We start from the raw sequence: 21,377 nt of genomic DNA, 5'->3' as shown, positions 1-21,377 counted from the left end.
TCGATTGAACGTTCAAAAAAAATCTTGGCGATGGCTCAGTGCGCCCGCCACTAAAAGAGAAGGCGTTTCAACGTCATCAAACCACATGCCCCAACTCAACGTACAAGGTGTTACCTACCCCATCGATGCCATTTTATTCGATAAGGATGGCACGCTACTCAATTTTGGTGACCTCTGGATTGGCTGGTTCGATCAGCTCATCACCACGGTCAACCGCCGCCTCGCTACGTTTTCGTCACCGCCCGCGCCCCTCGCTTTTGCCGAGCTTTATCGTCGCGTGGGGATCTACCCCGACTCCCGGTTGTGGGACCCGACCGGGCCGCTCACCATTGGCTCGCTGGACGACATTGTCACCATCGTGGCGCTCAGCCTGTTCGAGGGCGGCTTGGCGTGGAACGACGCAACGGAAATCACTCACGACGCGCTCCAGTCGCTCGATGCATCGCTCGATTGGTCGCGCTGCGTCACCCCCGTGGCGGGACTTCTCGGCTTCGTCGCTCGCGCTCGCCATGCAGGCGTTCAATTGGCGGTGGTGACATCAGATGATCATCGCAACGCCCTGCGTCATCTCTCCCTTCTTTCGCTTGCGGACCACTTTTCCGTGGTGCTGGGGCACGACCAAGTGCCACGTGGCAAGCCCTTCCCCGACATGGCGCTCGCTGCCTGTCAGCAGCTTGGCGTCACACCCGAGCGTACGCTCATCATTGGCGACTCCAATGGCGATATGGCGATGGGAAAAGCCGCAGGCCTTCGGGCCGGTATCGGCATCTGTGCGGCGCCCCATTTGAGCGGCGAGCACCTGACACTCGCCGCTCACGTGATTCGCGATTACGACACACTGGCCTTTGGCACCTCGCCTCGTTAAACCAACCTAGGGAATCAACGCATGAAAAAAGAACACAACGCACCCACCCACATGCACCCATCGATGGCCGCTTTAGCTCGACAGGCCACCCAAGGCCAGCTGTCGCGGCGTGACTTCATGCGCCGCGCCATGGCCCTTGGCATGGCCGCCCCCTTTGCCGCCTCGCTGCTGTCAGGCCAGGCGTTTGCCAACACCGGTACGCCTCAGCGCGGCGGCATTTTGAAGGCCGGTATGCAGGGCGGCGAATCGACCGATAGCCTCGACCCGGCGAGCTGGACCAGCCAAGTGCAGCACTCGTTTGGCCAATCGTGGGGCGAGGCCCTGACCAACGTTTCACCAGAGGGCGAGCTAACGCCCCGCCTTGCGGAAAGCGTCGAGTCCTCGTCGGATGCGCGTACCTGGGTCTTCAAACTGCGTCGCGGCGTGCCGTTCCACAACGGCCAGGAGATGACCTCTGCAGACGTCGTCGCCACGCTGCAGCGCCACTCGAACGAGGACTCGCAATCGGGTGCGCTCGGCATCATGCGGGGCATCGAATCGATCCAGGCCACCGACACCTATGAAGTCACGATCGTGACGCTCGAACCCAACGCCGACCTGCCGTTTCTGCTGTCTGACTACCACCTAATGATCCAGCCCGGTGGCGGCATCGACGACCCGGCAGCGGGTATCGGCACCGGCCCTTACAAGGTCGTGGAGTTCCAACCCGGCGTGCGCCAGATCGCCGAGCGCTTCGAGGGCTACTGGAACCCCGACGAGTACGGCTTTGCCGATCAGATCGAGATCACCGTCATCAACGACCCCACCGCGCGCATTTCTGCCCTGCAGAGTGGCCAGGTTCACATGATCAACCGCGTCGAGCCCCGCGTCGTGGAGATGGTGCAGCGCCTGCCCAACATCGTCATCAACAATACGTCGGGACGCGCGCAGTACGTGTTTCCGATGCACTGCGATACGGCACCGTTCGATAACAACGATCTCCGCCTGGCACTCAAGTATGCGATCAACCGTGACGACATGGTCGAGCGCATTCTGCGCGGCTATGGCAGCGTGGGGAACGACTTTCCGATCAATGCCGCCTACCCGCTCTTCCCCGATAGCATTCCTCAGCGCGAATTCGACCCCGAACGCGCCAACTATCACTACAAAAAATCGGGCCACAGTAGCCCCATCGTCCTGCGCACCTCGGACGTTGCCTTCCCTGGCGCCGTCGATGCGGCACAGCTGTTCCAGCAAAGCTGCGCCCAGGCAGGCATCAATATGGAGATTCGCCGCGAGCCCGGCGACGGTTACTGGTCAGAGGTGTGGAATAAACAGCCTTTCTGCGCCTCTTACTGGAGCGGCCGCCCCACCCAAGACCAGATGTACTCGACGGCGTATATCTCCAGCGCCGACTGGAACGATACGCGCTTCTTCCGCGATGACTTCGATGCCCTGGCGCGTGAAGCCCGCGGCGAGCTGGACACCACCCGCCGTGCCGAGCTTTACCACGACATGGCGATGATGGTGCGCGATGAGGGTGGCTTGATATTGCCGATGTTCAACGACTACATCGAAGCGACATTAAATAGCGTCGGGGGCTGGTCAGCGCACCCCATGGGCGAGATGATGGCGGGCTTTGCACTCTCGAAGTGCTGGTTGGCTTCCTAAACCGGACCTTGCTATGAACACCTTTGTCATCAAACTGATTGCCCAGCGCTTGGCGCTGGGCCTGTTACTGCTGCTGGCCGTATCGGTGCTGATCTTCGTCGGCACGCAGCTGCTGCCAGGCGACGTGGCACAGTCCATTCTCGGCCAGAGCGCCACACCCGAAGCCGTGGACAACCTGCGCCGCGAGCTGGGTCTCGACCAGCCCGCTTGGCTACGTTACCTCGACTGGCTCGGCGGCATACTGCAAGGCGACTTGGGCACGGCGCTCTCCAATCGTCAGGATATTGGCGAGTCGCTTTGGGGCCGTGCGGGCAATACGCTATTTCTGGCCTTTTGGACGGCGGTGGTCGCCGTGCCGCTGGCGATTTTGTTAGGGCTCGTGGCGGTGCGCTACCAAAACCGCTGGCCAGATCGGGTGATTTCAGGCACCACGCTGACGGCCATTTCGCTGCCGGAGTTTTTCATCGGTTACCTGCTGATCTACCTATTTGCCGTGAAGTTCAACTGGTTCCCCAGCGTCTCCACCGTATATAGCGGCATGAGCCTGGGCGAGCGCCTACATGCCATCGCCCTACCTGCTGCGACGTTAACGCTGGTGATTCTCGCCCATATGATGCGGATGACGCGGGCGGCCATTTTAAGCGTGATGCAGTCACCTTACATCGAAACGGCGGAGCTCAAAGGCCTGGGGCTGTTTCGCATCATCGCGCGACACGCTTTTCCCAACGCCATTGCCCCGGTGGTCAACGTGGTCATGCTGAACCTCGCCTTCTTGATCGTGGGCGTCGTCGTGGTCGAGGTCATCTTCGTTTACCCGGGCATGGGGCAGTATTTGATCGACCATGTGTCCAAACGCGATGTGCCGGTGGTGCAGGCGGTCGGGCTCCTCTTCGCGGCGGTTTACATCGGGCTCAACATGCTGGCGGACATCATTGCCATCGTCACCAACCCGCGACTGCGCCACCCCAAATAAACCGCTGAACACCGTCACCAGACAGGAACGCAACACCATGTCGATATGTTTAACGCTGCTGAAACGGATGCCAGTGACCGCGCTGATCGGCCTGCTGCTCACGTTCGGCTTTTTAGTGATGGCGCTTTTTGCCCCTTGGCTCGCGCCTTACCCCATGTCCGAAAGCGTGGGCGATATGTGGATGGGGCCATCGGCCGAGTTCTGGCTAGGCACCGATAATCTGGGCCGCGACCTGCTCTCACGCCTCATACATGGCGCGCGCACCACCATGACCATTGCGGCCCTCGCCACGGCACTGGCGTTCTCCATTGGCTCGGTGCTGGGCATCCTGGCGGCGGTCTACGGGGGCTGGGTGGACCAGCTCATTTCGCGCGGCGTCGATATCGTCATGTCGATACCGACGCTCATTTTTGCCCTGGTCATTTTGTCGGTGATGCCTAGCACCGTGCTCATGCTGATCGTGATCATGGGCGTGCTGGATTCGACCCGCGTGTTCCGTATTTCCCGGGCGGTGGCCGTGAACATCAACGTGATGGACTTCGTAGAAGCCGCGCGCCTGCGCGGTGAGGGTAAAGGCTGGATCATCTTCCGCGAAATACTGCCCAACGCCCTCACACCGCTGGTGGCCGAGCTGGGACTGCGGTTCATTTTTGCGGTGCTGTTTCTCTCCTCGCTATCGTTTCTGGGTCTGGGCGTTCAGCCACCGGAAGCCGATTGGGGCAGCATGGTGCGCGAAAACCGCCAGGGCATCGTGTTCGGCGTACCCGCCGCGCTGATTCCTGCGGCGGCCATCGCGTTGCTGGCCATCTCCGTGAATTTGGTCGCGGACTGGGTGCTACGCCACACCACCGATCTAAAAGGAGGCCGCCGTGGCTGATACGCTGTTAGACATTCGCCATTTGACCATCGACGCCACGGCCTACCCACCCGGTGAGGCGCCGCAGGAGATCACCATCGTCGACGACGTCAGTTTCACCCTGGAGCGCGGCAAGGTGCTGGGCCTGATCGGCGAGTCGGGTGCGGGTAAATCGACCATTGGCCTGTCACCCGCGGGCTACGGGCGTGGCGGCATTCGCTTGAGCGGCGAAGTGTGGGTCAACGGCCGGGATATTCTGAAAGACACCCCCAAAGCGCTGCGCAAGCTGCGCGGCAAAACGGTGTGCTATGTGGCGCAGTCAGCGGCGGCGGCGTTCAACCCCGCCCAAACGCTGATGGAGCAGGTCATCGAAACCACGCTGCTGCATGGCCTGGCGACACGCCAAGAGGCCGAAGCGCGCGCCGTAGAGCTGTTCGGTCAACTCGGCTTACCCGACCCGGAACACTTTGGCAGCCGCTACCCCCACCAGGTATCGGGCGGGCAGCTACAGCGCGCCATGACCGCCATGGCGCTCTGCCCAAAACCCGACCTGATCATTTTTGACGAACCCACGACGGCACTCGACGTCACCACGCAAATCGACGTGCTGGCGGCCATCAAGCGGGCCATCCACACCACGGGGGTTGGCGCGCTCTACATTACTCACGATCTCGCCGTGGTCGCACAAGTCGCGGACGACATTCTCGTGCTGCGCCGGGGCGAGAAAGTCGAAATGGGCAGCACGGCACAGATCATCGAGTCGCCCCAGGAAGCCTATACACAAGCGCTGGTCGCGGTACGTTCCATCGCGCATACGCCAAAACCGCCTTCACCTACGCCGCTACTAGCGGTCGAGGGTGTCAGCGCGGCCTATCATCAGAGCGGCCACAATGTGTTGGAGACGATCTCTCTGTCGGTGAGCGCCGGCCAGACGCTGGCCATCGTGGGCGAGTCCGGGTCGGGTAAATCGACCTTGGCGCGGGTCATCACCGGGCTGCTGCCCCCCAATCGGGGCCAGCTGCTCTTTGCAGAGACGCCGCTGCCCCACACCCTCGCCGAGCGCAGCAAAGAGACACTGCGCGAGCTGCAGATGATCTACCAAATGGCGGACGTAGCCATGAACCCGCGCCACACGGTGGAAACCATCATTGGCCGCCCGCTCACGTTCTATTTTGGATTGAAAGGCAAAGCACGCCGTGAACGCATCATCGAGTTGCTCGACGCCATCGAGTTAGGGGAAGCCTTCATCGACCGCTATCCGGCCGAGCTCTCGGGCGGGCAGAAGCAGCGTGTGTGCATTGCCCGTGCGCTGGCCGCCAAACCCAAGCTGATCATTTGCGATGAGGTCACCAGCGCGCTCGACCCGCTGGTGGCCGATGGCATTCTCAAGCTGCTGCTACGGCTGCAGGCTCAGGAGAACGTGGCCTATCTGTTCATCACTCACGACCTAGCGACCGTCAAGGCGATTGCCGATAGCATTGCAGTCATGCATCAAGGCCAGGTGGTGCGTTACGGCAAGCGTGACACCGTGTTGAGCCCACCGTTCGATGCGTACACGCAAAAGCTGTTGGCGTCGGTGCCCCAATTGAAGCAAGGGTGGCTTGAAGAGGCACTCACGACCCACCACGATTAACCAATCATCGAACCACTCATTGAACCACGCATCGACCCAGGCAGCGCGCTTTCGTCTACTCGGTCGATGCACTATCTTCGTCTTTGGTTTAATCCGCTAAATTTCTTACACTACTGAGCATAATTTACTATTAGCAGAACGGTTAATTTCCTAAAAAAAGACGTCATCACTAAGCGATACGCCGTATTCATTCGGTTTAATTCCGTATTGCGGCGCAATATAGCTTGTTAAACTGGCGGCGCTTATTCCCCCTTCTTTTAACCCATTATAAGGATAAACACGCCATGTTGACGCTACATCATGACCCAGGCCAGCCTCGATACTCTCGTTGCTGGCCTTTTTTGTTAGCGACCTTACTATTACTGTTCACTCCAGCGGCCTTTGCGGTCACCGGTGATGTGGATTTGACCACATCAGCCGTCGGCTATATTGCCGTGGTGGTCTTCGTACTGGCCTATGCGCTCGTGATGGCCGAAGAGAAGATTCACATGCGCAAATCCAAGCCGGTGTTGGTGGCCGCGGGCATCATCTGGGGACTCATTGGCTGGGTATACGTTCAGAACGGGATGTCGGAGACGTCCGAGTACGCGTTTCGCGTGACGCTTCTGGAGTTTACCGAGCTAATGCTGTTCCTGTTGGTGGCGATGACCTATATCAACGCCATGGAAGAGCGACGTGTCTTCGATGCGTTGCGCTCTTGGATGCTACGCAAAGGGTTCAACTACCGTACGCTGTTTTGGCTGACCGGGGGATTGGCGTTCATTCTTTCGCCCATCGCCGATAACTTGACCACGGCTCTTTTGATGTGCGCGGTCATTACCAAAGTGGCCGAAGGCGATAAACGCTTTATCAACTTGGCGTGCATTAACATCGTCGTCGCGGCGAATGCGGGTGGCGCCTTTAGTCCCTTTGGCGATATCACCACACTGATGGTCTGGCAGGCCGGTATCATCCAGTTCCAGGAGTTCTTTATACTGTTCATCCCCTCGCTAGTGAACTTCCTGATTCCTGCGGCGGTAATGAGTCTGTTCATCAAGGATCAAAAGCCCAGCAGCGTGTATGAGGACGTTCAACTGAAGCGCGGCGCGCGGCGTATCATCGCGCTCTTTTTGCTCACCATCGTCACGGCCGTTCTCTGCCATACGCTGCTCCACCTGCCGCCGGTTTTGGGCATGATGACAGGGCTGGGCTATTTGCAGTTCTTTGGCTACTACCTGCGCCAAAGTCTGCCCCGCTCGTTGGAACGCAAACGTGAACGCTACAGCCGCCTGGGCGACAACAAGAAGTTGGAGCAGCTTGGCGGCGTAGTGCCCTTCGATGTATTCAGCCGTGTGGCACGTGCCGAGTGGGACACGCTGCTGTTCTTCTACGGAGTGGTGATGTGCGTCGGTGGCCTGGGGTTCATGGGCTACCTGGGTCTGCTCTCGGAAGCACTCTATACCGGCTGGAACGCTACTTGGGCCAACATTGCCCTAGGGGTGGTCTCGGCCGTAGTCGATAACATCCCAGTGATGTTTGCGGTGCTCACCATGGAGCCGGACATGTCCCACGGTCACTGGCTATTGATCACCCTTACGGCAGGGGTCGGCGGTAGCCTGCTGTCGATTGGTTCCGCCGCCGGGGTGGCGGTCATGGGGCAAGCGCGCGGCTCCTATACCTTTTTGGGCCACCTGCGCTGGTCGCCGGTGATCTTGCTTGGCTACATCGCCAGTATCGCGGTACACATGTGGCTCAACGCGGGAAGCTTCGGCGTTTTTGGCTAGCGTCCTTCTGAGTGTTCGCGTAGTGCCCACCCAGGTCACCTGGGTGGGCATTTTGTTATAGGGGCATCATGATTCGACAAGCGGTGTGTCTCAATAGCTCTCGAACAGGTACTCGATGGGCGTAGGGCGACCAAACAGGTAGCCCTGATAGCGATAGCAGCCGTGGCCTTTTAGCCAGTCTAACTGCTCTTTTTTCTCGACGCCTTCTGCGACCACCGTCAGTCCAAGGCTGACCGCCAATAGGATGGTAGTGTCCACGATGGCGGCATCGGTCTTGTCGGTGAGTAGTTCGCGAATGAAGGATTGGTCGATCTTCAGCTCGTCCAAGGGCAGGCGCTTTAGATAACTCAACGAAGAATAGCCAGTGCCAAAATCGTCCAATGCAAAACGAATGCCCTGCGCGCGCAGTTTGAGCATGGTATTGCGCACGCGCGTGGGCTCCCGCATCAATAGGCTTTCGGTCACTTCTAATACCAGCCGACCCGGCGGTGCTTGGGTTTGTGCCAGCAACCCTTCGAGGTTACGCACGAATTCAGGTTGCTGGAACTGTACCGAGCTGACGTTCACCGAAATGGTCAATCCTGCATAGGCAGGCTGATGCGACCACTTGGCCAGTTGCTCGCAGGCGCACTGCAGCACCCAATAGCCGATGGGCACGATCAAACCGTTCTCTTCCGCCAACGGAATAAACGTGCCTGGCGATACCCAACCGCGCTGCGGATGGTACCAGCGCAATAGCGCCTCTACACCGATAGTGGCGCCTTGATGGTCGACCTGCACTTGATAATGCAGCGCCAGCTCGTTACGCGACAGGGCTTGGTGCAAATCACCTTCGAGACTTGCCCGCTCCAGCACGCTGGTCTGCATGTCGACATTGAAGAAGCGTAGCGTATTCCCCCCTGCGGCCTTGGCCTGCTGCAGTGCCATGTCGGCCTGCTGCAACACGCTATTGACGCCCTGTCCTGCGCCGTCGAAAAGCGTAATACCAATACTGGCGCTAATCGGCAGGGCACGGTCGTTGCGCAACTGCGACACCGTTTCCAGCAGCTGGCGGGCCAGTCGCTCGGCGTGGGCAGCGGCCTCACTTTGCCGCTCCCCCAGCCCGTTGACCTGCACGACGAACTCATCGCTACTAAAACGTGCCAGCGTCGCATCGTCACTCAAGCGCTGTTTGAGATGCTGCGCCACATTGACCAGCAGCTGATCGCCACTTTCGTGGCCTTGGATGTCATTGACCAGACGGAAGTTATCCAGGTCTACGATCAGCACGGCGCTGTAACCGCCACCCTCCTCTTCCGGGTCGGTGGCCTTTGCCAGCGACTCGATCAACAAACGCCGATTGGGGAGTCCCGTCAGCGCATCGTAAAACGCTAGGTGATGGGTGCGCGACTGCATCTCCAAGTACTCGGTCAGCTCGGTGGAGATCCCGCACAGGCACGGCGCTTCGCCGGGAGACATCTCCAAAGGCATCTTGATCGATAAGAAGGTGCGCACCCGCTCTTCACCTTGCAGGACGTTATGCTCTTCGACCGTTATTTTTTTGCCCGACGACAGCACTTGTCGATCGTTTTCGGCCATTTCGGCCGCGCTGCCAGAATCGAAAAAAGCATCATCACGCTTACCGAGTATCTCTTGGGGAGAACGTTGGAACAGCTCACTGATTTGCCGGTTGACGTAACGATATTCGAGCGACGGCGTTTTGATATAGATGTAGGCATCGACGCTGTCGAGTATCGTCGCCAATAGGTGTTCGTTGGTGGAAAGCTTGGCGCGATTGATCGTCACACGTCGTTTGAGCGTTAACGTCGCCACCACCGCGGCCACTAGTACGATGAGTAACCCACCCAAGACCCACCAAAGCCACGTTGGGACCAGCGTATCGACTCGACTGCCCGAGCGCCAAGCACTCAGGATGTCGTAATACACCGAGTTCATATCGTCTTTCCAGGCGAGCAACGTGGCATCGATGCGCTCTAACCTATCAACGGCAAAGGAGGGCGAGGCGGCATAAAATAGCCGAGAAGGCTGGAAAATGATCGGCGTTTCGCGCAGACCATAATCTCTCGCCCGCCAGTCGCCAAAAAGGTGGTTGGAAGCCACCAAGTCCGCCTCGCCGTTGGCCACGGCTTGAAATCCCGCAGCGAAGCTATCCACCGGCATCCAGATGACGTTAATACCGAAGCGCTCGGTCACAGCAGCCAGGTAGCTCTGCTGGATCGATCCATCCACCACGGCGACGCGCTGCTGCTCTAAATCGAGGATGGCTTCCACACGAGGATTATTGGCTTGATAGAGCTGGGACCAACTATGCATGACGGGCTCATGGTGAAACGCAAAACGCCCTGCTCGCTCTTCGCTCCAGGCCACGTCGGGCAATAGATCGATCTCGCCCTGCTCCAGCAGCGTCAAACATTGCTGAAAATCACACAGGTGGCTCTCGAGCTGCCACTGCTCCTGCTGGGCCATAGCGTCCAACAGCTCACCCAACACGCCACGCAGTTGGCCCTGCTCACCCACAAACAGTTTAGGCGGATTATGGTAAACCCCGACTCGCAACGGAATATCTGCCTGCGCCGCAACGCTCCACCCTAGACACACAAGCAGTGCCATAGACCCGAAGGTAGCGCCCATCAAGCGCTTGGCAGAACGGTTGCTTGGCATCCGGTTCACCGCGAACACTCCCTTGTGCCGCATAGTAGGCGTTACTCACCCGGCATGGTTAACGGTCCCGCACGCTCCACCACGCGCTTCCATGCAGGATCGCTCTCTACTCGATCCACGAACGCCGCGATAGAGGGATAAGCGGACAGCGACTGCGTCGCTTTTAACGCCTGCAGCGGAAAACTCATTTGAATATCGGCCCCACTGGGCCACTCGCCTGCAAAATGGCCTCGGGTCTTAAGATGCTGCTCGATCATGTCCATATGCTGCGTTAGCTGAGGCTGAATGAAACGCTTACGCACCGTATCGCTAATACCTTTGGCCAGTGGCTTGACGAACCAAGGCGACTGTTTGGGCACTTGACTGAACACCAGCCCCATGACCAATAACGGCATTAACGAGCCTTCCGCGTAGTGTAGCCAATAACGATAGTTGACCCACTCCTCGCCCGCATCGGCGGTCGGCTGACGCTGGCCGTCATCGTAACGGTTCACCACGTAATCGATGATGGCTCCCGACTCCGCAATCGTTAACTCGCCATCGGTAAGGACCGGCGACTTTCCCAGAGGATGCACTTTTTTTAACGCCTCCGGCGCCTGCTGCGTCTTACTATCCCGCTGATACACTTCTAACTCATAATCGAGATTTAATGACTCCAAAAGCCATAAAATTCGATGCGAGCGAGACTTTTCAAGATGGTGAACGCGGATCATAACGGCTCCATAAGGCGACTTGATTCACTCACTATAAGTGAATGTCAGTTATCCATTGACTGCAAGCCATCTCAGCTTAGCACTATTACGGCGTTGAACCTCATGGAGAAAGCGGAAGCCACTGTGCAAATGCAACAAGAGGCGAAAATCTCTTTTCGCCTCTTGTAGGCATAACGTGATAAGCCCTTGTTTTATTGATATTTTAATATTAAAAGAGCGTCTCAGTGCGATGATCACGCCCTATGCCCTATATTGCTGTTTCAAACGGGCCAAAAGATCCAGTGGTGACCATTTACCCTGTAACCAAGGGGCCAATAAACGCGTCGAGAGTGGAATGAATACGAACACCATGACTGGCGTTAGCATTAAGGTGCTGACGAGAACGCGGGGCACTAACGCCCAATCGGCGAGTACGCCGCCGAAGAGCCACTGAAACAGCAGTGAAATCGGGAAAAAAGCCAGCCATACGGCCACGGCTTGCTTCCAGCGGGGCGGTGTAACACCCGGCCCTACGTTGAACCACGTGTCCAGTCCCGTCGCGCGGTGCTCGTGGGGTGCATCGTATAGCCCTTTGCCACGCACCAGCCACGCATGACGCGATGCCGAGTGCTCCCAAGCGGCCAGCGAGGCTTGGTTTTCGAAACGAAAGATAATCTGAAACTCATCGTCTTCTTGAGGAGGGGCTAGGACGCCTGAGCCAAGGTAGCCAGGAAAGTCCGCCGCCAACTCACGCCCTTCGTTGAGCCAACGATTGAAATCTTGGTAGCGGCCCTTCGCGACACGGCGAGCCACCATAAGTGTGACCGGTAAGGTAGACATGGGTGATCTCCTAGTGGGTGAGCAGCCATCGCCGGGTAGGCAAGCTGCAGACGATCAGGCGGGTAATCCTGATACGCGTCCCCATTATACAGGCAATATTAATGCCAGGTAGATCTATCGACGCGGCACCGGGTGACGACGCTCTCCACGTTGAAACGCACGTACATGTTGATAAATATCGATCGCGCTTTGAATGGCATCGGCCTCTAAGGCATCTGGCTGAATCCGTGGTCCTTTAACACCTCCTTGCGTACGTAACACTTCGTCCACATCGTTGCGATAACGCGAGAGGAGATGCTCGATATTCATACGAACGCGGTGAACTTCTAAATTAAACGCTTGACGCTGCTCGGTACGTTTAACGATATCGAGCGGGTTCTCTGTCGCGTTAATCAAACTATCTAGGGTGTTGCACACTAAACGCTCAGCAGTGTTTAAGTTGGGGATCACCGCGTACATCAATTCGTAAAGCGTCATCGTGGCGTCATGCTGGTGCATAAAGCAGGCTCAACTGCGGTTGATTGGAACAATATGGTGAAAGCGGCCTTGATCGGTAAACAGTATCCGAAACACACCATGCACCCCCTCTTGTCCTACTACCCGCTGTAAGGCATGAGCCGGAAACACCACCCAACGGCCATCCACACTGCGCGCCCGCACGTTGTCGTAGCGGCCTTCATAGTAAGCCAAACAGTCGGTGACACTTAGATGAAGAATGACATCGATCGAGTGCATAACGTTGCGCAATTCGGCTGGCTCACGGATACTCTATACTAACTGAATTGGCCGCAAATATCGGTAATCGCTCATGGATCTTTCCTCGATCAACGCCTATCACGCCTCATCTGCAGGCTTGACGTCCTCGACGCTGCCTGCGGCACGTGTCACGCGCAGTGGTATCGAGCGTGACGCTGGTGCCGAACGTTCGCAGAGCGCTCAATCCTCGGACGATGTGAGCCAACGTGAAGAGAGCCGTGCAAGCGATGCCCCTACCGGCCCCACCCGGCCCGATGGCACGCCGCTGGCACCGGAGGAGATTCAGCAGCTCGAACAGCTCAAGCAAACCGATCGCGAAGTACGCCAGCACGAAATGGCCCACCAAACCGTCGGCGCTCCCTACACCGGCGGCGCGACCTATGAGTACGAAGTGGGCCCGGACGGTAAACGCTACGCCGTCGCCGGTGAGGTATCGATCGATTATGGCCCCGTACCGGGCGACCCCCAAGCCACGGTAGAGAAGATGCAAACCGTGATTGCAGCAGCGCTCGCCCCTGCTGACCCTTCACCGAAAGATCTGCAAGTGGCGGCTCAAGCCCGGCAATATCTACTAGAAGCCAAGTTAGAAGCCGCGCGTGAGCAGAGCGAAATGAACCAAGCCCGCTCCGAGGAGCCAGACGACGTCGCCGTCAATGACGAACCTCAGCCTCCCGAGCAGGCCGCCTAGCGGCTTGATGCCTCATTGTAAGGTTGCCAGCCCTCTCCAATCTTGCCGTGTGGGCCAGTGGGACAGCCACTCAGCCATCGCCTCCGGTGGCATGGGGCGCGCAATGCCATAGCCTTGAGCTAGCTCGCAACCCAGCGATATGAGCGCCCTGGCATGGTCTAACGTTTCAACGCCTTCTGCCAGCATGGGCCGCTGAAACCGGTTGGCCATGTAAATCACGCTTTCCACGATCGCCATATCATCTTGATCGATGAGCATGTCACGCACGAAACTCTGGTCGATCTTGATCAGATTGACGGGGAGCTGGCGTAGATGCGTCAGCGACGAGAACCCCGTGCCAAAGTCATCGATGGCAAACCCGACGCCCAATGCCTGACAGCGCGCCATGTTTTTCAGTGCCGCCTTCACGTCGTGCATCGCCGCACTTTCGAGCACTTCGAGCTTGAGCAGCGACGGTGACACGTTGGGGTAACGTGCCAACAGCTCTGCTAGACGCTGGCTAAACGTATTCACCAACAGATGTGAAGGACTAATGTTGACGTTAACCGGCAGCGCCATCCCTTCGCTCTGCCACAGCGTGAGCTGACGCAGCGCGCGCTCCAGCACCCACTCCCCCAAGTCCACCTCTAAAGGCGTACCATCGATGATCGGTAAAAAGTCACCGGGGGAGAGAAGCCCAAGCTCGGGATGCTGCCAGCGGATAAGCGCCTCGACACCTACCACGCGGCCGCTGCGCATATCGACCTGCGGTTGATAGAACAGGCGAAGTTCGTCATGGTGAATCGCATCCATAAAACGCTGACGCTGCTCGTGACGCACCTGCAATCGACGGTCCTGCTGAGAGTCGAAAAAGTGGTAGGTATCCCGCCCGCGCTGCTTGGCCCGGTACATCGCCTGATTGGCGTGGCGCAGCAACACGTCGCCCTGGACGTGATCGTCAGGGTAGCGAGTAATGCCCAGGCTGGCGGTGAGATAAATCGTCTGCCCTTCGATCAGCAGCGGCTGACGCAATGAGGCGAGTAGCTTCTCGAAAAAGGCTTCCTCGACACCGTGATGCAGTAGCAAAACGAACTCGTCCCCACCAATTCGGGCCAGCACGTCATCCCCAAAAAGCAGGTGGCTGATACGCTGTGCAAATGCTGCCAGCAGCGCATCTCCTATGTGAGGGCCCAAACGATCGTTGATGCGCTGAAAATGGTCGATGTCCAGCGCGCACACGGCCAGCGATAGCTGACGCTGCTCGGCATGCTGAATCGACTCCTGAATCAGTTGGGTCAATAGCTGTAAGTTGGGCAGGCCGGTCAAGGCGTCAAAATAGACTTCACGATTCAGATGGCGCGCGTGTGAGGGAATGGCGGATAAGTCCGCCAGTACGATCACGTGATGATTCACCTGCCCCCGCTCATCGCGTACACGGTTGATCGACATCATGCCCGGATAATACTGACCGTCATGGCTACGATAGCGAATCTGCCCTTTGCTACGATCGCGAAGCTGCAGCTCTTCACGCATCAAACGCGTCGTACGGCTGTCATCCAAGGGCAGAATGCTAAACGCCTCGGGGGTTTTTCCTTCTACCTCGCTCAACGCCAACCCCGTCAGCTCACTAAAAGCAGGGTTGACATCGACGACGGCGTTGTCGGCATTGGTAATGATGATGGCTTCGTTGGCGTAACGAAAGGCCGACTCGGCGGGTGTCAGAGATGTATGGGAATCGAAGATCGAGATCGCCACAGCGTCGGCAGATATGGACGCCGGGCGAGGGTTTGGCTGAGGCAAAGACTGCTCCTTTATGTCATTCAAGGGCGGGCTCATGCGTCTCTGCTCTCCTCTTATAAGCGTTGTTGATTTAATGTCTTTTGGTCATATTAACACCGTCTTTTGACCCGTGTTTTAGATTCAACAGCGCTGAATCAACGCGCTTTTATTGCCCTCGTTTCGCGTCTGCATCCATTGCCTAGCGCGTACCAGGAAGTAGGAGGCCCTCTGGTACGTGCATCGTCGCGCTATCGATTATAAGCAAGCTGGCGATGATCGCTCATAACGGGCTCTGTCACTTGAAACCGGCTCACAAGTGCCGACATCTCGTCGGCCTGCTCATCCAGCGAACGACTGGCCGTGGCCACCTGCTCTACCAATGACGCATTCTGTTGCGTGACGTCCTCTAGCTGAGCCATCGCATGGCTTATTTGCTCGACCCCGGAAGACTGCTCTTGGCTCGCCGTGGCAATCTCATCGACCAACGTAGCCACTTGCTGCACACGGTCAGCAATATTGGCAAGCGTGGTGCTCGTCGTGGACACGAGTGATTCACCTTCGCTGATGCGTGCCACGTTGTTGTCGATCAAGTGGCGAATTTGGTTGGCCTCTTCGGCGCTACGACTGGCCAGTTTACGCACTTCATCGGCCACGACGGCAAACCCTCGGCCGTGCTCACCGGCGCGCGCGGCTTCAACGGACGCATTCAGGGCCAGTAAGTTGGTTTGAAACGCGATGTTGTCGATAGCAGCCACGATCGATGTGACCTGTTCGTTGGCCTGATGAATCTGCTGCATGGCTTGGCGTGCCTGCATCGCCACGGCGGTGGCCTCTTTTGCCTGCACCGCGACCTCGCCGGTCATCCGTTGGGCTTGATGAGCATTCTCCGCATTTTGGCGCACGGTAGCAGTCATTTGCTCCATGCTCGATGCGGTTTGCACCAGAGAAGCCGACTGCTCTTCGGTACGCTGCGCCAAGTCCTGATTTCCCTGAGCGATTTCATTGCTAGCCAAGGCAACCGAGTGCGCATTGCGCTTCATTTCTGCGACCAACTGCTCGGTTTGTGAAGACGCGTCGTTCACGGCTCGATAGAGCCTGGACAGCTCATCGCTACCAGGAACGGGTAAACGTTGGGTCAAGTCATCGCCACGGTCGGCAATACTCGCCAAGGCCTGCTTCAGCGGCTGCGTGATGGTACGCACGATGAGCACGGCGATCCCCACCGCAACCGCCGTGCTCAGCACGGCAACCCCCAAGTACCACCACAGCGCCTGCTGGGCCTGCTGCTTCAATGCCTCGGTCGTCGTCATGATGGCCGTTGCGGCACTATCTTCCAGGCCTTTCAAACGGCCAATTTTGACGGTTTGCCAGTCGAACCACTCCTCGGGATCAACCCCGTAATCACTGCGCTGTGCGATGGCCAGCGACCGTCGCGCCAGCACGCGCTCGATCTCGGGACCACTGAGCGCTTGGCTTAGTGCGTCACGTTGGGTGTCGTCGGAGAGCACGCGGTAGGCTTCTAAAAAGGAAGCTTCGGCACCCACCAGAGAAAGCAGACGCTGAAGCGTGCTATCGGGCATCGCATCGGCCGCAAAGACGCCTGAGAGTAGCGCCCGCTCGATGCCCGCCAAATCTTTTGCTTCGAGAAGGTTGTAGTACGCCGCCAGTTGGCGCGTGATGCTCCCCTGGCTTGTCAGCTGAGCCAATTCACCCACCAACGTCATGAGCGCACCGTTCAGCTGCGTATAGTGGGCAAGCGCATCGGGGGTGGATACGCTGAGTTGGTCGACTTGGCCGCGCAGTGCTCGAACGCCCTGCCAGCGCTGTCCGATTTCCGTCAGCAGTGCGTTCAATCTTGCACTCAGTAGCGTCGATGATAGCGCTCGTTGCTGTTGGAAAAACGCCTCCGCAGCGGCTTCGGTGCTAGGACGCTGCTGGTTCAGACGGTTACCAAATGCGCTGCCCTGACTGCCAATGAAGCCAGCCGTCATGCCCCGCTCTAACTGTACCTGATGGACCCAATTGCCTGATCGTTGCGCCAGCGCCGTCAGGGCCTGCATGCGTGATAGCTCCGTCACGGCGGCTTGCCGCTCGACGATACCGCTAATCGCAAACCAGACAAGGGCCAGCAAAGGCAAGACCAATACCAGGGCAAATTTATACCGCATGGATAAACGGTGGAGCAGCTCTTTCATCGCGTTGCTTAGCCTCGTTTCGTATCGTTCGGGGAGGTAAGCGGCGTACTCGTTTGTTATCAGTGCTTATTGGCACATTATTCTTCAAGCTTGCCGCGTTTTGCGGCAGAGGGACAAGGGGTCAGCCAGCAAAATACGGCGAGTGTATCGTGTGCTCACGAAAGGTTATTGACCTAAGTCAGGCTTGTCTCACGTCTTAGGGCGCCACCGATGCCGCGCCTAAAAAGCGTTGCTGCCAATAGTCGATATCCAGCGGTACGCTTACCACGGCGCGGCCGCTACCGGGAGCGTGAATCATCTGGCGGTTACCGCCGTAGATGCCCACATGGGTGGCTTTATTGCCATCGCCGAAAAAGAGCAGGTCGCCAGGGCGGGGAGCGTCGACTTGGGGAAGCGCACGAAACTGGCCGTCGGCGGTGCGTGGCACGCGAATACCTGCGGCGCGGTAGGTCATCTCGACGAGGCCGGAGCAGTCCAAACCGTCGGGGGAGTTGCCACCCAAGCGATAAGGCGTGCCGATCGCCTGCTGGGCATGGGAGAGTATCAACGCGCGCTCCATCGACATACCCGCTGGCGAGCTGGGCGCGGGGGCCATCGCCACGTCGTTACTGGCACACCCTGCCAAGAGCAGCAGCATGAGCAGCGCAAAAAGAGATGAACAGCGAGTCAACGGCATGGCAACGCTCCAAAAAACGTGTTGCTCTTATCATGGCCTAAGCGCCGTTGACCCGCTACTGCTTCACGCGCGCTTACCGGCCGACCCACTCGATAAACGTGCTCTCGCCCATAGCATGGCGTTCGTGACGTAGGCGGCTCATGGCGGCATAGGGCAGATCCATCACTAGACCATGGCTGAGCGGCTGCTCTAACACTTGACGGAACAGGGCATTGCAGACGAACAGATGGGCTACCACGAGCACATGGTGGCCGGGCGGATTCGCCAACAGCCGTCGCCACGCTTCGCTGACCCGAGCATCCAGCTCGGCGTAGGTTTCTCCGCCAGGCGGTGCGGCGCGGGCGGGGTCGAACCAGAAAGCACTCATCTGCTCCGTGCCCTCTTGGGCGTACACCTCGGCGTACGTTTTACCTTCCCACTCGCCCAGGTACAGCTCGGCCAAGTCCTCATCCACCTGTACCGGTAGGTCGAACTCCTCCCCTAACCAGAGCGCAAATTCGCGGCAACGGGCCAACGGCGAGCTCACAATGGCATCATAGGGCGGCCGACCCTCCCTCGTGTGACGCATGACGGCATCGGTCACCTGCTGCCAGCCTGTTTCGCTGAGAGGGTGGTCGGTACTGCCCCGTAGCATTCGCCCACCTTGGGGTTCACCGTGGCGCATCAGATCGATCGTCGTGATCTCGGCATGGGGAAAGCGCATGGCGATTCTCCTAACGGGTACGGATTAAATGATGGCGTGACGTACGCGAGCCGAGACCCATTCCGATACCAGCACCGTGGCAAAGATGAGCACGAAAATCACGCTCACCTGATTCCACGCTAAACTGTTGATCGACGCATTGAGCTGTAAGCCAATGCCGCCCGCACCGACGAGCCCGAGCACTGTGGACTCGCGGATATTGATGTCCCAGCGATACACGCTGATGCCTGCAAAGGCGGGCATGATTTGCGGCAGTACGCCATAACTCATGACCTGCAAGCGACTCGCACCGGTGGCACTGATGGCTTCCACCGGCGTGGGATGAATCTCCTCGATGGCCTCATAGAGCAGCTTGCCCACAAAGCCAATCGACCGCAGGGCAATCGCGATGATGCCCGCCAGTACGCCGGGGCCTAGAATGGTGACCAGCAGCATGGCCCAAATCAGCGAGTTGATCGAGCGCGAAGAGACGATGATCGTCAGCGCCACGCTGCGTACGAGAGGATGCGGCGTGGTATTGCGGGCGGCCAAAAACGCGACGGGAAATGCCATCATGATCCCCAGCGCAGTGCCCAAGGTAGCGATGTTGATCGTGTCCCACATGGGCTGCCAGAGCTGGCTAGCATACTCCCAGCGCGGCGGCACCATACGACTGATCAAGTCGCTGCCCTGGCGGCCCGCGTCCTCTACGAACACCCACATGGTGTTGTCGGAGATCACTTTCCAGCAGAGTAAGAACAGGCTAATGCCCGCCAGCCAAGCGACGTACCGCAGCCACTGGGCGCGGCTGGTGCGCCGCTGCCACTGCGGCACGCCTTGAGAAGAAGTGGTTACCGGCATGGAGGATTCCTCTTGCCTTTCAGATTGGATAAAGGGATAGCCCACACGCCTAACGCCATGCTACTGCGTCCAACGACGCACATGGCTAGAGGCATATTCGCTCATGAGTACGATGGCGATGATGATCAGCAGGATGGCGGCCGAGGTGCCGTACTCGTAGCGGCTAAGCGACGTATTGAGTGTCGCGCCAATCCCCCCGGCACCGACGATGCCAATCACCGACGACTCGCGGAAGTTGATATCCAGCCGGTACATTGAGAGCCCGATCAAGCGCGGCATCACCTGCGGCTGTACGGCGTGGTTCATGGTTTGCCACCAGCTGGCACCGGTGGCGCGCACGGCTTCTACCTGTTTCCAGTCGAGGTCTTCGATATCTTCCGCCAGCAGCTTGGCCATGAAGCCGATGGTGGCAAAGGCCAAGGTGAGCATGCCTGCAAAAGGACCAAAGCCGAACATCACCACGAACAGGATGGCAATGATGACCTCCTGAAAGGTGCGCGAAATCGCGATAATTGCCCGACACACCGCATACACCGGTAACGGCGCAATATTTTTGGCCGCGCCTAAGCCGACGGGAATGGCGAGTAGAACGCCGATCACCGTCGAGGTCAGCGTCATGGTGAGGCTTTCCAGCAGGCCTGCCAGAATGTCGCTTTGACGGCTGACGAAATCGGGCTGCAAAAACGCGCCGAGGAAGTTCAACGCGCGCCCGGCCCCTTCCGCCACCCGCGCCCAATTCACTTCCACCGAAGCGAGCGCCAGTACAAGGTAGACCACTCCCCCCAGCACCAACGCCCAACGCAGGCGGCGGCTCTCGATCAGCGGCAGCCGCCGCCATTGGCCCTGCCGGGCCGCCTGCTGGCGGGCTCGCGTGTCTATCGTGCTCATTGAGCGCCTCCACTCGCCAAGCGGCCCTGTTGCGGTGTTTGAGGCGCGCTGGCCGAGGGTGACGGCGCGGTACGCGGTGTCACCTTCTGGTGCTCTTCTTCGTCGTCATCGGCAGGCTCTGGTGTGGTGTCCCACTCCTCTTCACCGTAAATGGTGGTCAGCATCTCGCTGGTCAGCTCGCTCGGCTTGCCGTCGAAGACGATCTGCCCGGCACGCAGCCCAACGATACGGTCGGCAAACTGCTGGGCCAACGCTACGTCATGAATGTTGATGATAGCGGCCAGCTCGCGCTCGGCGCACAATTCACGAATCAAACGCATGATTTGGCGGGAAGTTTTCGGGTCTAGACTGGCTGTGGGCTCATCCACCAACAGCAGTTTGGGGCTTTGCAACAGCGCCCGGGCGATGCCCACCCGCTGACGCTGGCCGCCGGAGAGGGCATCGGCGCGTTTATCGATCGCGTGGGGCAAGCCAACGCGCTCCAGCAGTCGAAACGCTTCTGCCACGGCCTCCTGGGGATAGCGGCGCAAGAAACTACGCCAGAACCCCACATACCCCAATTGGCCCGACAGGACGTTTTCCATCACGCTCAGGCGGTCCACCAGCGCATACTCCTGGAAGATCATCCCCATGGCGCGGCGAGCGTGGCGCAGACGGCTACCCGAGAGTGTCGTCAGCTCCACATCGTCTAATCGAATGCTGCCTTGCGAGGGTTCTACTAGTCGGTTCACGCAGCGAATCAGAGTGCTCTTTCCCGCGCCAGATGGGCCAATCAGCGCCATGACCTGCCCTTTGGGCAGCGACAGCTGAATATCGGTCAGCGCGCGATCGCCGGTTGGGTAGCGTTTGCCAACGCCGGTGAGTGTCAACATGGGAAGTGCCTCAGTGTCTGATACTCAAGTGCTTATATGAATAAGGGCTTATGTCATTAGCTACATAG

19 protein-coding genes are annotated in these 21,377 nt (G+C 58.5%); 7 read left to right on the top strand and 12 right to left on the bottom strand.

The genetic code is table 11. From position 1 onward, the window contains the following. Positions 1-85 precede the first annotated feature (85 nt). The 6 genes from MHM37_RS11805 to nhaD all read left to right on the top strand — a co-directional run bounded on the left by MHM37_RS11805 (position 86) and on the right by nhaD (position 7,740). Positions 86-865 carry an HAD family phosphatase gene (locus MHM37_RS11805; RefSeq protein WP_239296771.1) on the top strand — a complete coding sequence of 260 codons (780 nt, stop codon included), beginning with the start codon at positions 86-88 and terminating at the stop codon, positions 863-865. Positions 866-886: 21 nt separating this feature from the next. Beyond that, the gene (locus tag MHM37_RS11800; RefSeq protein WP_239296773.1) at positions 887-2,515 is read left to right on the top strand and encodes an ABC transporter substrate-binding protein; all 1,629 of its coding nucleotides are present in this window, start codon (positions 887-889) and stop codon (positions 2,513-2,515) included. A 13-nt stretch (positions 2,516-2,528) separates the two neighbouring features. Further along, positions 2,529-3,488 (top strand): ABC transporter permease, encoded by a 960-nt coding sequence (locus tag MHM37_RS11795; protein WP_139527944.1) that lies wholly within the window; start codon positions 2,529-2,531, stop codon positions 3,486-3,488. 37 nt (positions 3,489-3,525) lie between these two features. Continuing rightward, positions 3,526-4,365: an ABC transporter permease gene (locus MHM37_RS11790; protein ID WP_153843172.1), complete on the top strand. Its 840-nt coding sequence runs from the start codon at positions 3,526-3,528 to the stop codon at positions 4,363-4,365. After that, positions 4,358-5,977 (top strand): ABC transporter ATP-binding protein, encoded by a 1,620-nt coding sequence (locus MHM37_RS11785; protein ID WP_239296775.1) that lies wholly within the window; start codon positions 4,358-4,360, stop codon positions 5,975-5,977. The genes MHM37_RS11790 and MHM37_RS11785 overlap by 8 nt, the downstream gene beginning before the upstream one ends. 284 nt (positions 5,978-6,261) lie before the next feature. Beyond that, complete coding sequence (gene nhaD, locus MHM37_RS11780) at positions 6,262-7,740, top strand: sodium:proton antiporter NhaD (protein WP_139527941.1); 1,479 nt, start codon at positions 6,262-6,264, stop codon at positions 7,738-7,740. A 90-nt stretch (positions 7,741-7,830) separates the two neighbouring features. Here the strand turns inward: nhaD and MHM37_RS11775 are convergent, their stop codons facing one another. From MHM37_RS11775 to MHM37_RS11755, 5 genes are all read right to left on the bottom strand, one after another. Then, positions 7,831-10,350, bottom strand: coding sequence for an EAL domain-containing protein (locus MHM37_RS11775; RefSeq protein WP_239286476.1), 2,520 nt, complete (start codon positions 10,348-10,350; stop codon positions 7,831-7,833). Positions 10,351-10,442: 92 nt separating this feature from the next. Continuing rightward, the gene (locus tag MHM37_RS11770) at positions 10,443-11,114 is read right to left on the bottom strand and encodes a glutathione S-transferase (RefSeq protein ID WP_153843174.1); all 672 of its coding nucleotides are present in this window, start codon (positions 11,112-11,114) and stop codon (positions 10,443-10,445) included. 240 nt (positions 11,115-11,354) lie between these two features. Continuing rightward, positions 11,355-11,933: an antibiotic biosynthesis monooxygenase gene (locus MHM37_RS11765; protein ID WP_139527939.1), complete on the bottom strand. Its 579-nt coding sequence runs from the start codon at positions 11,931-11,933 to the stop codon at positions 11,355-11,357. A gap of 114 nt (positions 11,934-12,047) precedes the next feature. Continuing rightward, the gene (locus MHM37_RS11760) at positions 12,048-12,410 is read right to left on the bottom strand and encodes a hypothetical protein (RefSeq protein ID WP_239296777.1); all 363 of its coding nucleotides are present in this window, start codon (positions 12,408-12,410) and stop codon (positions 12,048-12,050) included. A 30-nt stretch (positions 12,411-12,440) separates the two neighbouring features. Further along, the gene (locus MHM37_RS11755; RefSeq protein ID WP_139527937.1) at positions 12,441-12,668 is read right to left on the bottom strand and encodes a DUF2835 family protein; all 228 of its coding nucleotides are present in this window, start codon (positions 12,666-12,668) and stop codon (positions 12,441-12,443) included. 73 nt (positions 12,669-12,741) lie between these two features. Between MHM37_RS11755 and MHM37_RS11750 the strand changes: the two genes are divergently transcribed. Further along, a complete protein-coding gene (locus tag MHM37_RS11750; protein ID WP_239296779.1) occupies positions 12,742-13,377 on the top strand; it encodes a putative metalloprotease CJM1_0395 family protein in 636 nt (211 codons plus the stop codon). Positions 13,378-13,389: 12 nt separating this feature from the next. Here the strand turns inward: MHM37_RS11750 and MHM37_RS11745 are convergent, their stop codons facing one another. The 7 genes from MHM37_RS11745 to phnC form a co-directional block, all read right to left on the bottom strand. Further along, a complete protein-coding gene (locus MHM37_RS11745; protein WP_219862490.1) occupies positions 13,390-15,192 on the bottom strand; it encodes a GGDEF domain-containing phosphodiesterase in 1,803 nt (600 codons plus the stop codon). 191 nt (positions 15,193-15,383) lie between these two features. Further along, a complete protein-coding gene (locus MHM37_RS11740) occupies positions 15,384-17,330 on the bottom strand; it encodes a methyl-accepting chemotaxis protein (RefSeq protein WP_239296780.1) in 1,947 nt (648 codons plus the stop codon). Positions 17,331-17,526: 196 nt separating this feature from the next. Then, positions 17,527-18,006, bottom strand: a complete 480-nt coding sequence (locus MHM37_RS11735; protein WP_139527934.1) for a C40 family peptidase — start codon at positions 18,004-18,006, stop codon at positions 17,527-17,529. Between the two features lie 73 nt (positions 18,007-18,079). Next, a complete protein-coding gene (locus tag MHM37_RS11730) occupies positions 18,080-18,709 on the bottom strand; it encodes a histidine phosphatase family protein (protein ID WP_239296781.1) in 630 nt (209 codons plus the stop codon). 24 nt (positions 18,710-18,733) lie between these two features. Then, positions 18,734-19,549 (bottom strand): phosphonate ABC transporter, permease protein PhnE, encoded by an 816-nt coding sequence (gene phnE, locus MHM37_RS11725; RefSeq protein WP_239296782.1) that lies wholly within the window; start codon positions 19,547-19,549, stop codon positions 18,734-18,736. Between the two features lie 60 nt (positions 19,550-19,609). After that, positions 19,610-20,437: a phosphonate ABC transporter, permease protein PhnE gene (gene phnE, locus MHM37_RS11720; RefSeq protein WP_139527931.1), complete on the bottom strand. Its 828-nt coding sequence runs from the start codon at positions 20,435-20,437 to the stop codon at positions 19,610-19,612. Next, positions 20,434-21,309 (bottom strand): phosphonate ABC transporter ATP-binding protein, encoded by an 876-nt coding sequence (phnC, locus tag MHM37_RS11715; protein WP_239296783.1) that lies wholly within the window; start codon positions 21,307-21,309, stop codon positions 20,434-20,436. Before phnC ends, phnE (MHM37_RS11720) begins: the two co-directional genes overlap by 4 nt. Between the last annotated feature and the right edge of the window lie 68 nt (positions 21,310-21,377).

It is taken from the genome of Halomonas sp. MMH1-48 (assembly GCF_022348105.1).
GTDB lineage: Bacteria > Pseudomonadota > Gammaproteobacteria > Pseudomonadales > Halomonadaceae > Vreelandella > Vreelandella piezotolerans.
Note: the sequence above shows the minus strand (reverse complement) of the source record. Positions and strands in the feature narration are given on the sequence as shown.

Excerpts from the sequence above, each read along its gene's own strand:
- phnE (WP_239296782.1), bottom strand. The coding sequence starts at position 19,549 with ATGCCGGTAACCACTTCTTCTCAAGGCGTGCCGCAGTGGCAGCGGCGC.
- MHM37_RS11745 (WP_219862490.1), bottom strand. The coding sequence starts at position 15,192 with ATGAGCCCGCCCTTGAATGACATAAAGGAGCAGTCTTTGCCTCAGCCA.
- MHM37_RS11730 (WP_239296781.1), bottom strand. The coding sequence starts at position 18,709 with ATGCGCTTTCCCCATGCCGAGATCACGACGATCGATCTGATGCGCCAC.
- MHM37_RS11755 (WP_139527937.1), bottom strand. The coding sequence starts at position 12,668 with ATGCACTCGATCGATGTCATTCTTCATCTAAGTGTCACCGACTGTTTG.
- phnC (WP_239296783.1), bottom strand. The coding sequence starts at position 21,309 with ATGTTGACACTCACCGGCGTTGGCAAACGCTACCCAACCGGCGATCGC.
- MHM37_RS11750 (WP_239296779.1), top strand. The coding sequence starts at position 12,742 with ATGGATCTTTCCTCGATCAACGCCTATCACGCCTCATCTGCAGGCTTG.
- phnE (WP_139527931.1), bottom strand. The coding sequence starts at position 20,437 with ATGAGCACGATAGACACGCGAGCCCGCCAGCAGGCGGCCCGGCAGGGC.
- nhaD (WP_139527941.1), top strand. The coding sequence starts at position 6,262 with ATGTTGACGCTACATCATGACCCAGGCCAGCCTCGATACTCTCGTTGC.
- MHM37_RS11775 (WP_239286476.1), bottom strand. The coding sequence starts at position 10,350 with ATGGCACTGCTTGTGTGTCTAGGGTGGAGCGTTGCGGCGCAGGCAGAT.
- MHM37_RS11795 (WP_139527944.1), top strand. The coding sequence starts at position 2,529 with ATGAACACCTTTGTCATCAAACTGATTGCCCAGCGCTTGGCGCTGGGC.
- MHM37_RS11790 (WP_153843172.1), top strand. The coding sequence starts at position 3,526 with ATGTCGATATGTTTAACGCTGCTGAAACGGATGCCAGTGACCGCGCTG.
- MHM37_RS11765 (WP_139527939.1), bottom strand. The coding sequence starts at position 11,933 with ATGTCTACCTTACCGGTCACACTTATGGTGGCTCGCCGTGTCGCGAAG.
- MHM37_RS11740 (WP_239296780.1), bottom strand. The coding sequence starts at position 17,330 with ATGAAAGAGCTGCTCCACCGTTTATCCATGCGGTATAAATTTGCCCTG.
- MHM37_RS11760 (WP_239296777.1), bottom strand. The coding sequence starts at position 12,410 with ATGACGCTTTACGAATTGATGTACGCGGTGATCCCCAACTTAAACACT.
- MHM37_RS11805 (WP_239296771.1), top strand. The coding sequence starts at position 86 with ATGCCCCAACTCAACGTACAAGGTGTTACCTACCCCATCGATGCCATT.
- MHM37_RS11735 (WP_139527934.1), bottom strand. The coding sequence starts at position 18,006 with ATGCCGTTGACTCGCTGTTCATCTCTTTTTGCGCTGCTCATGCTGCTG.
- MHM37_RS11800 (WP_239296773.1), top strand. The coding sequence starts at position 887 with ATGAAAAAAGAACACAACGCACCCACCCACATGCACCCATCGATGGCC.
- MHM37_RS11770 (WP_153843174.1), bottom strand. The coding sequence starts at position 11,114 with ATGATCCGCGTTCACCATCTTGAAAAGTCTCGCTCGCATCGAATTTTA.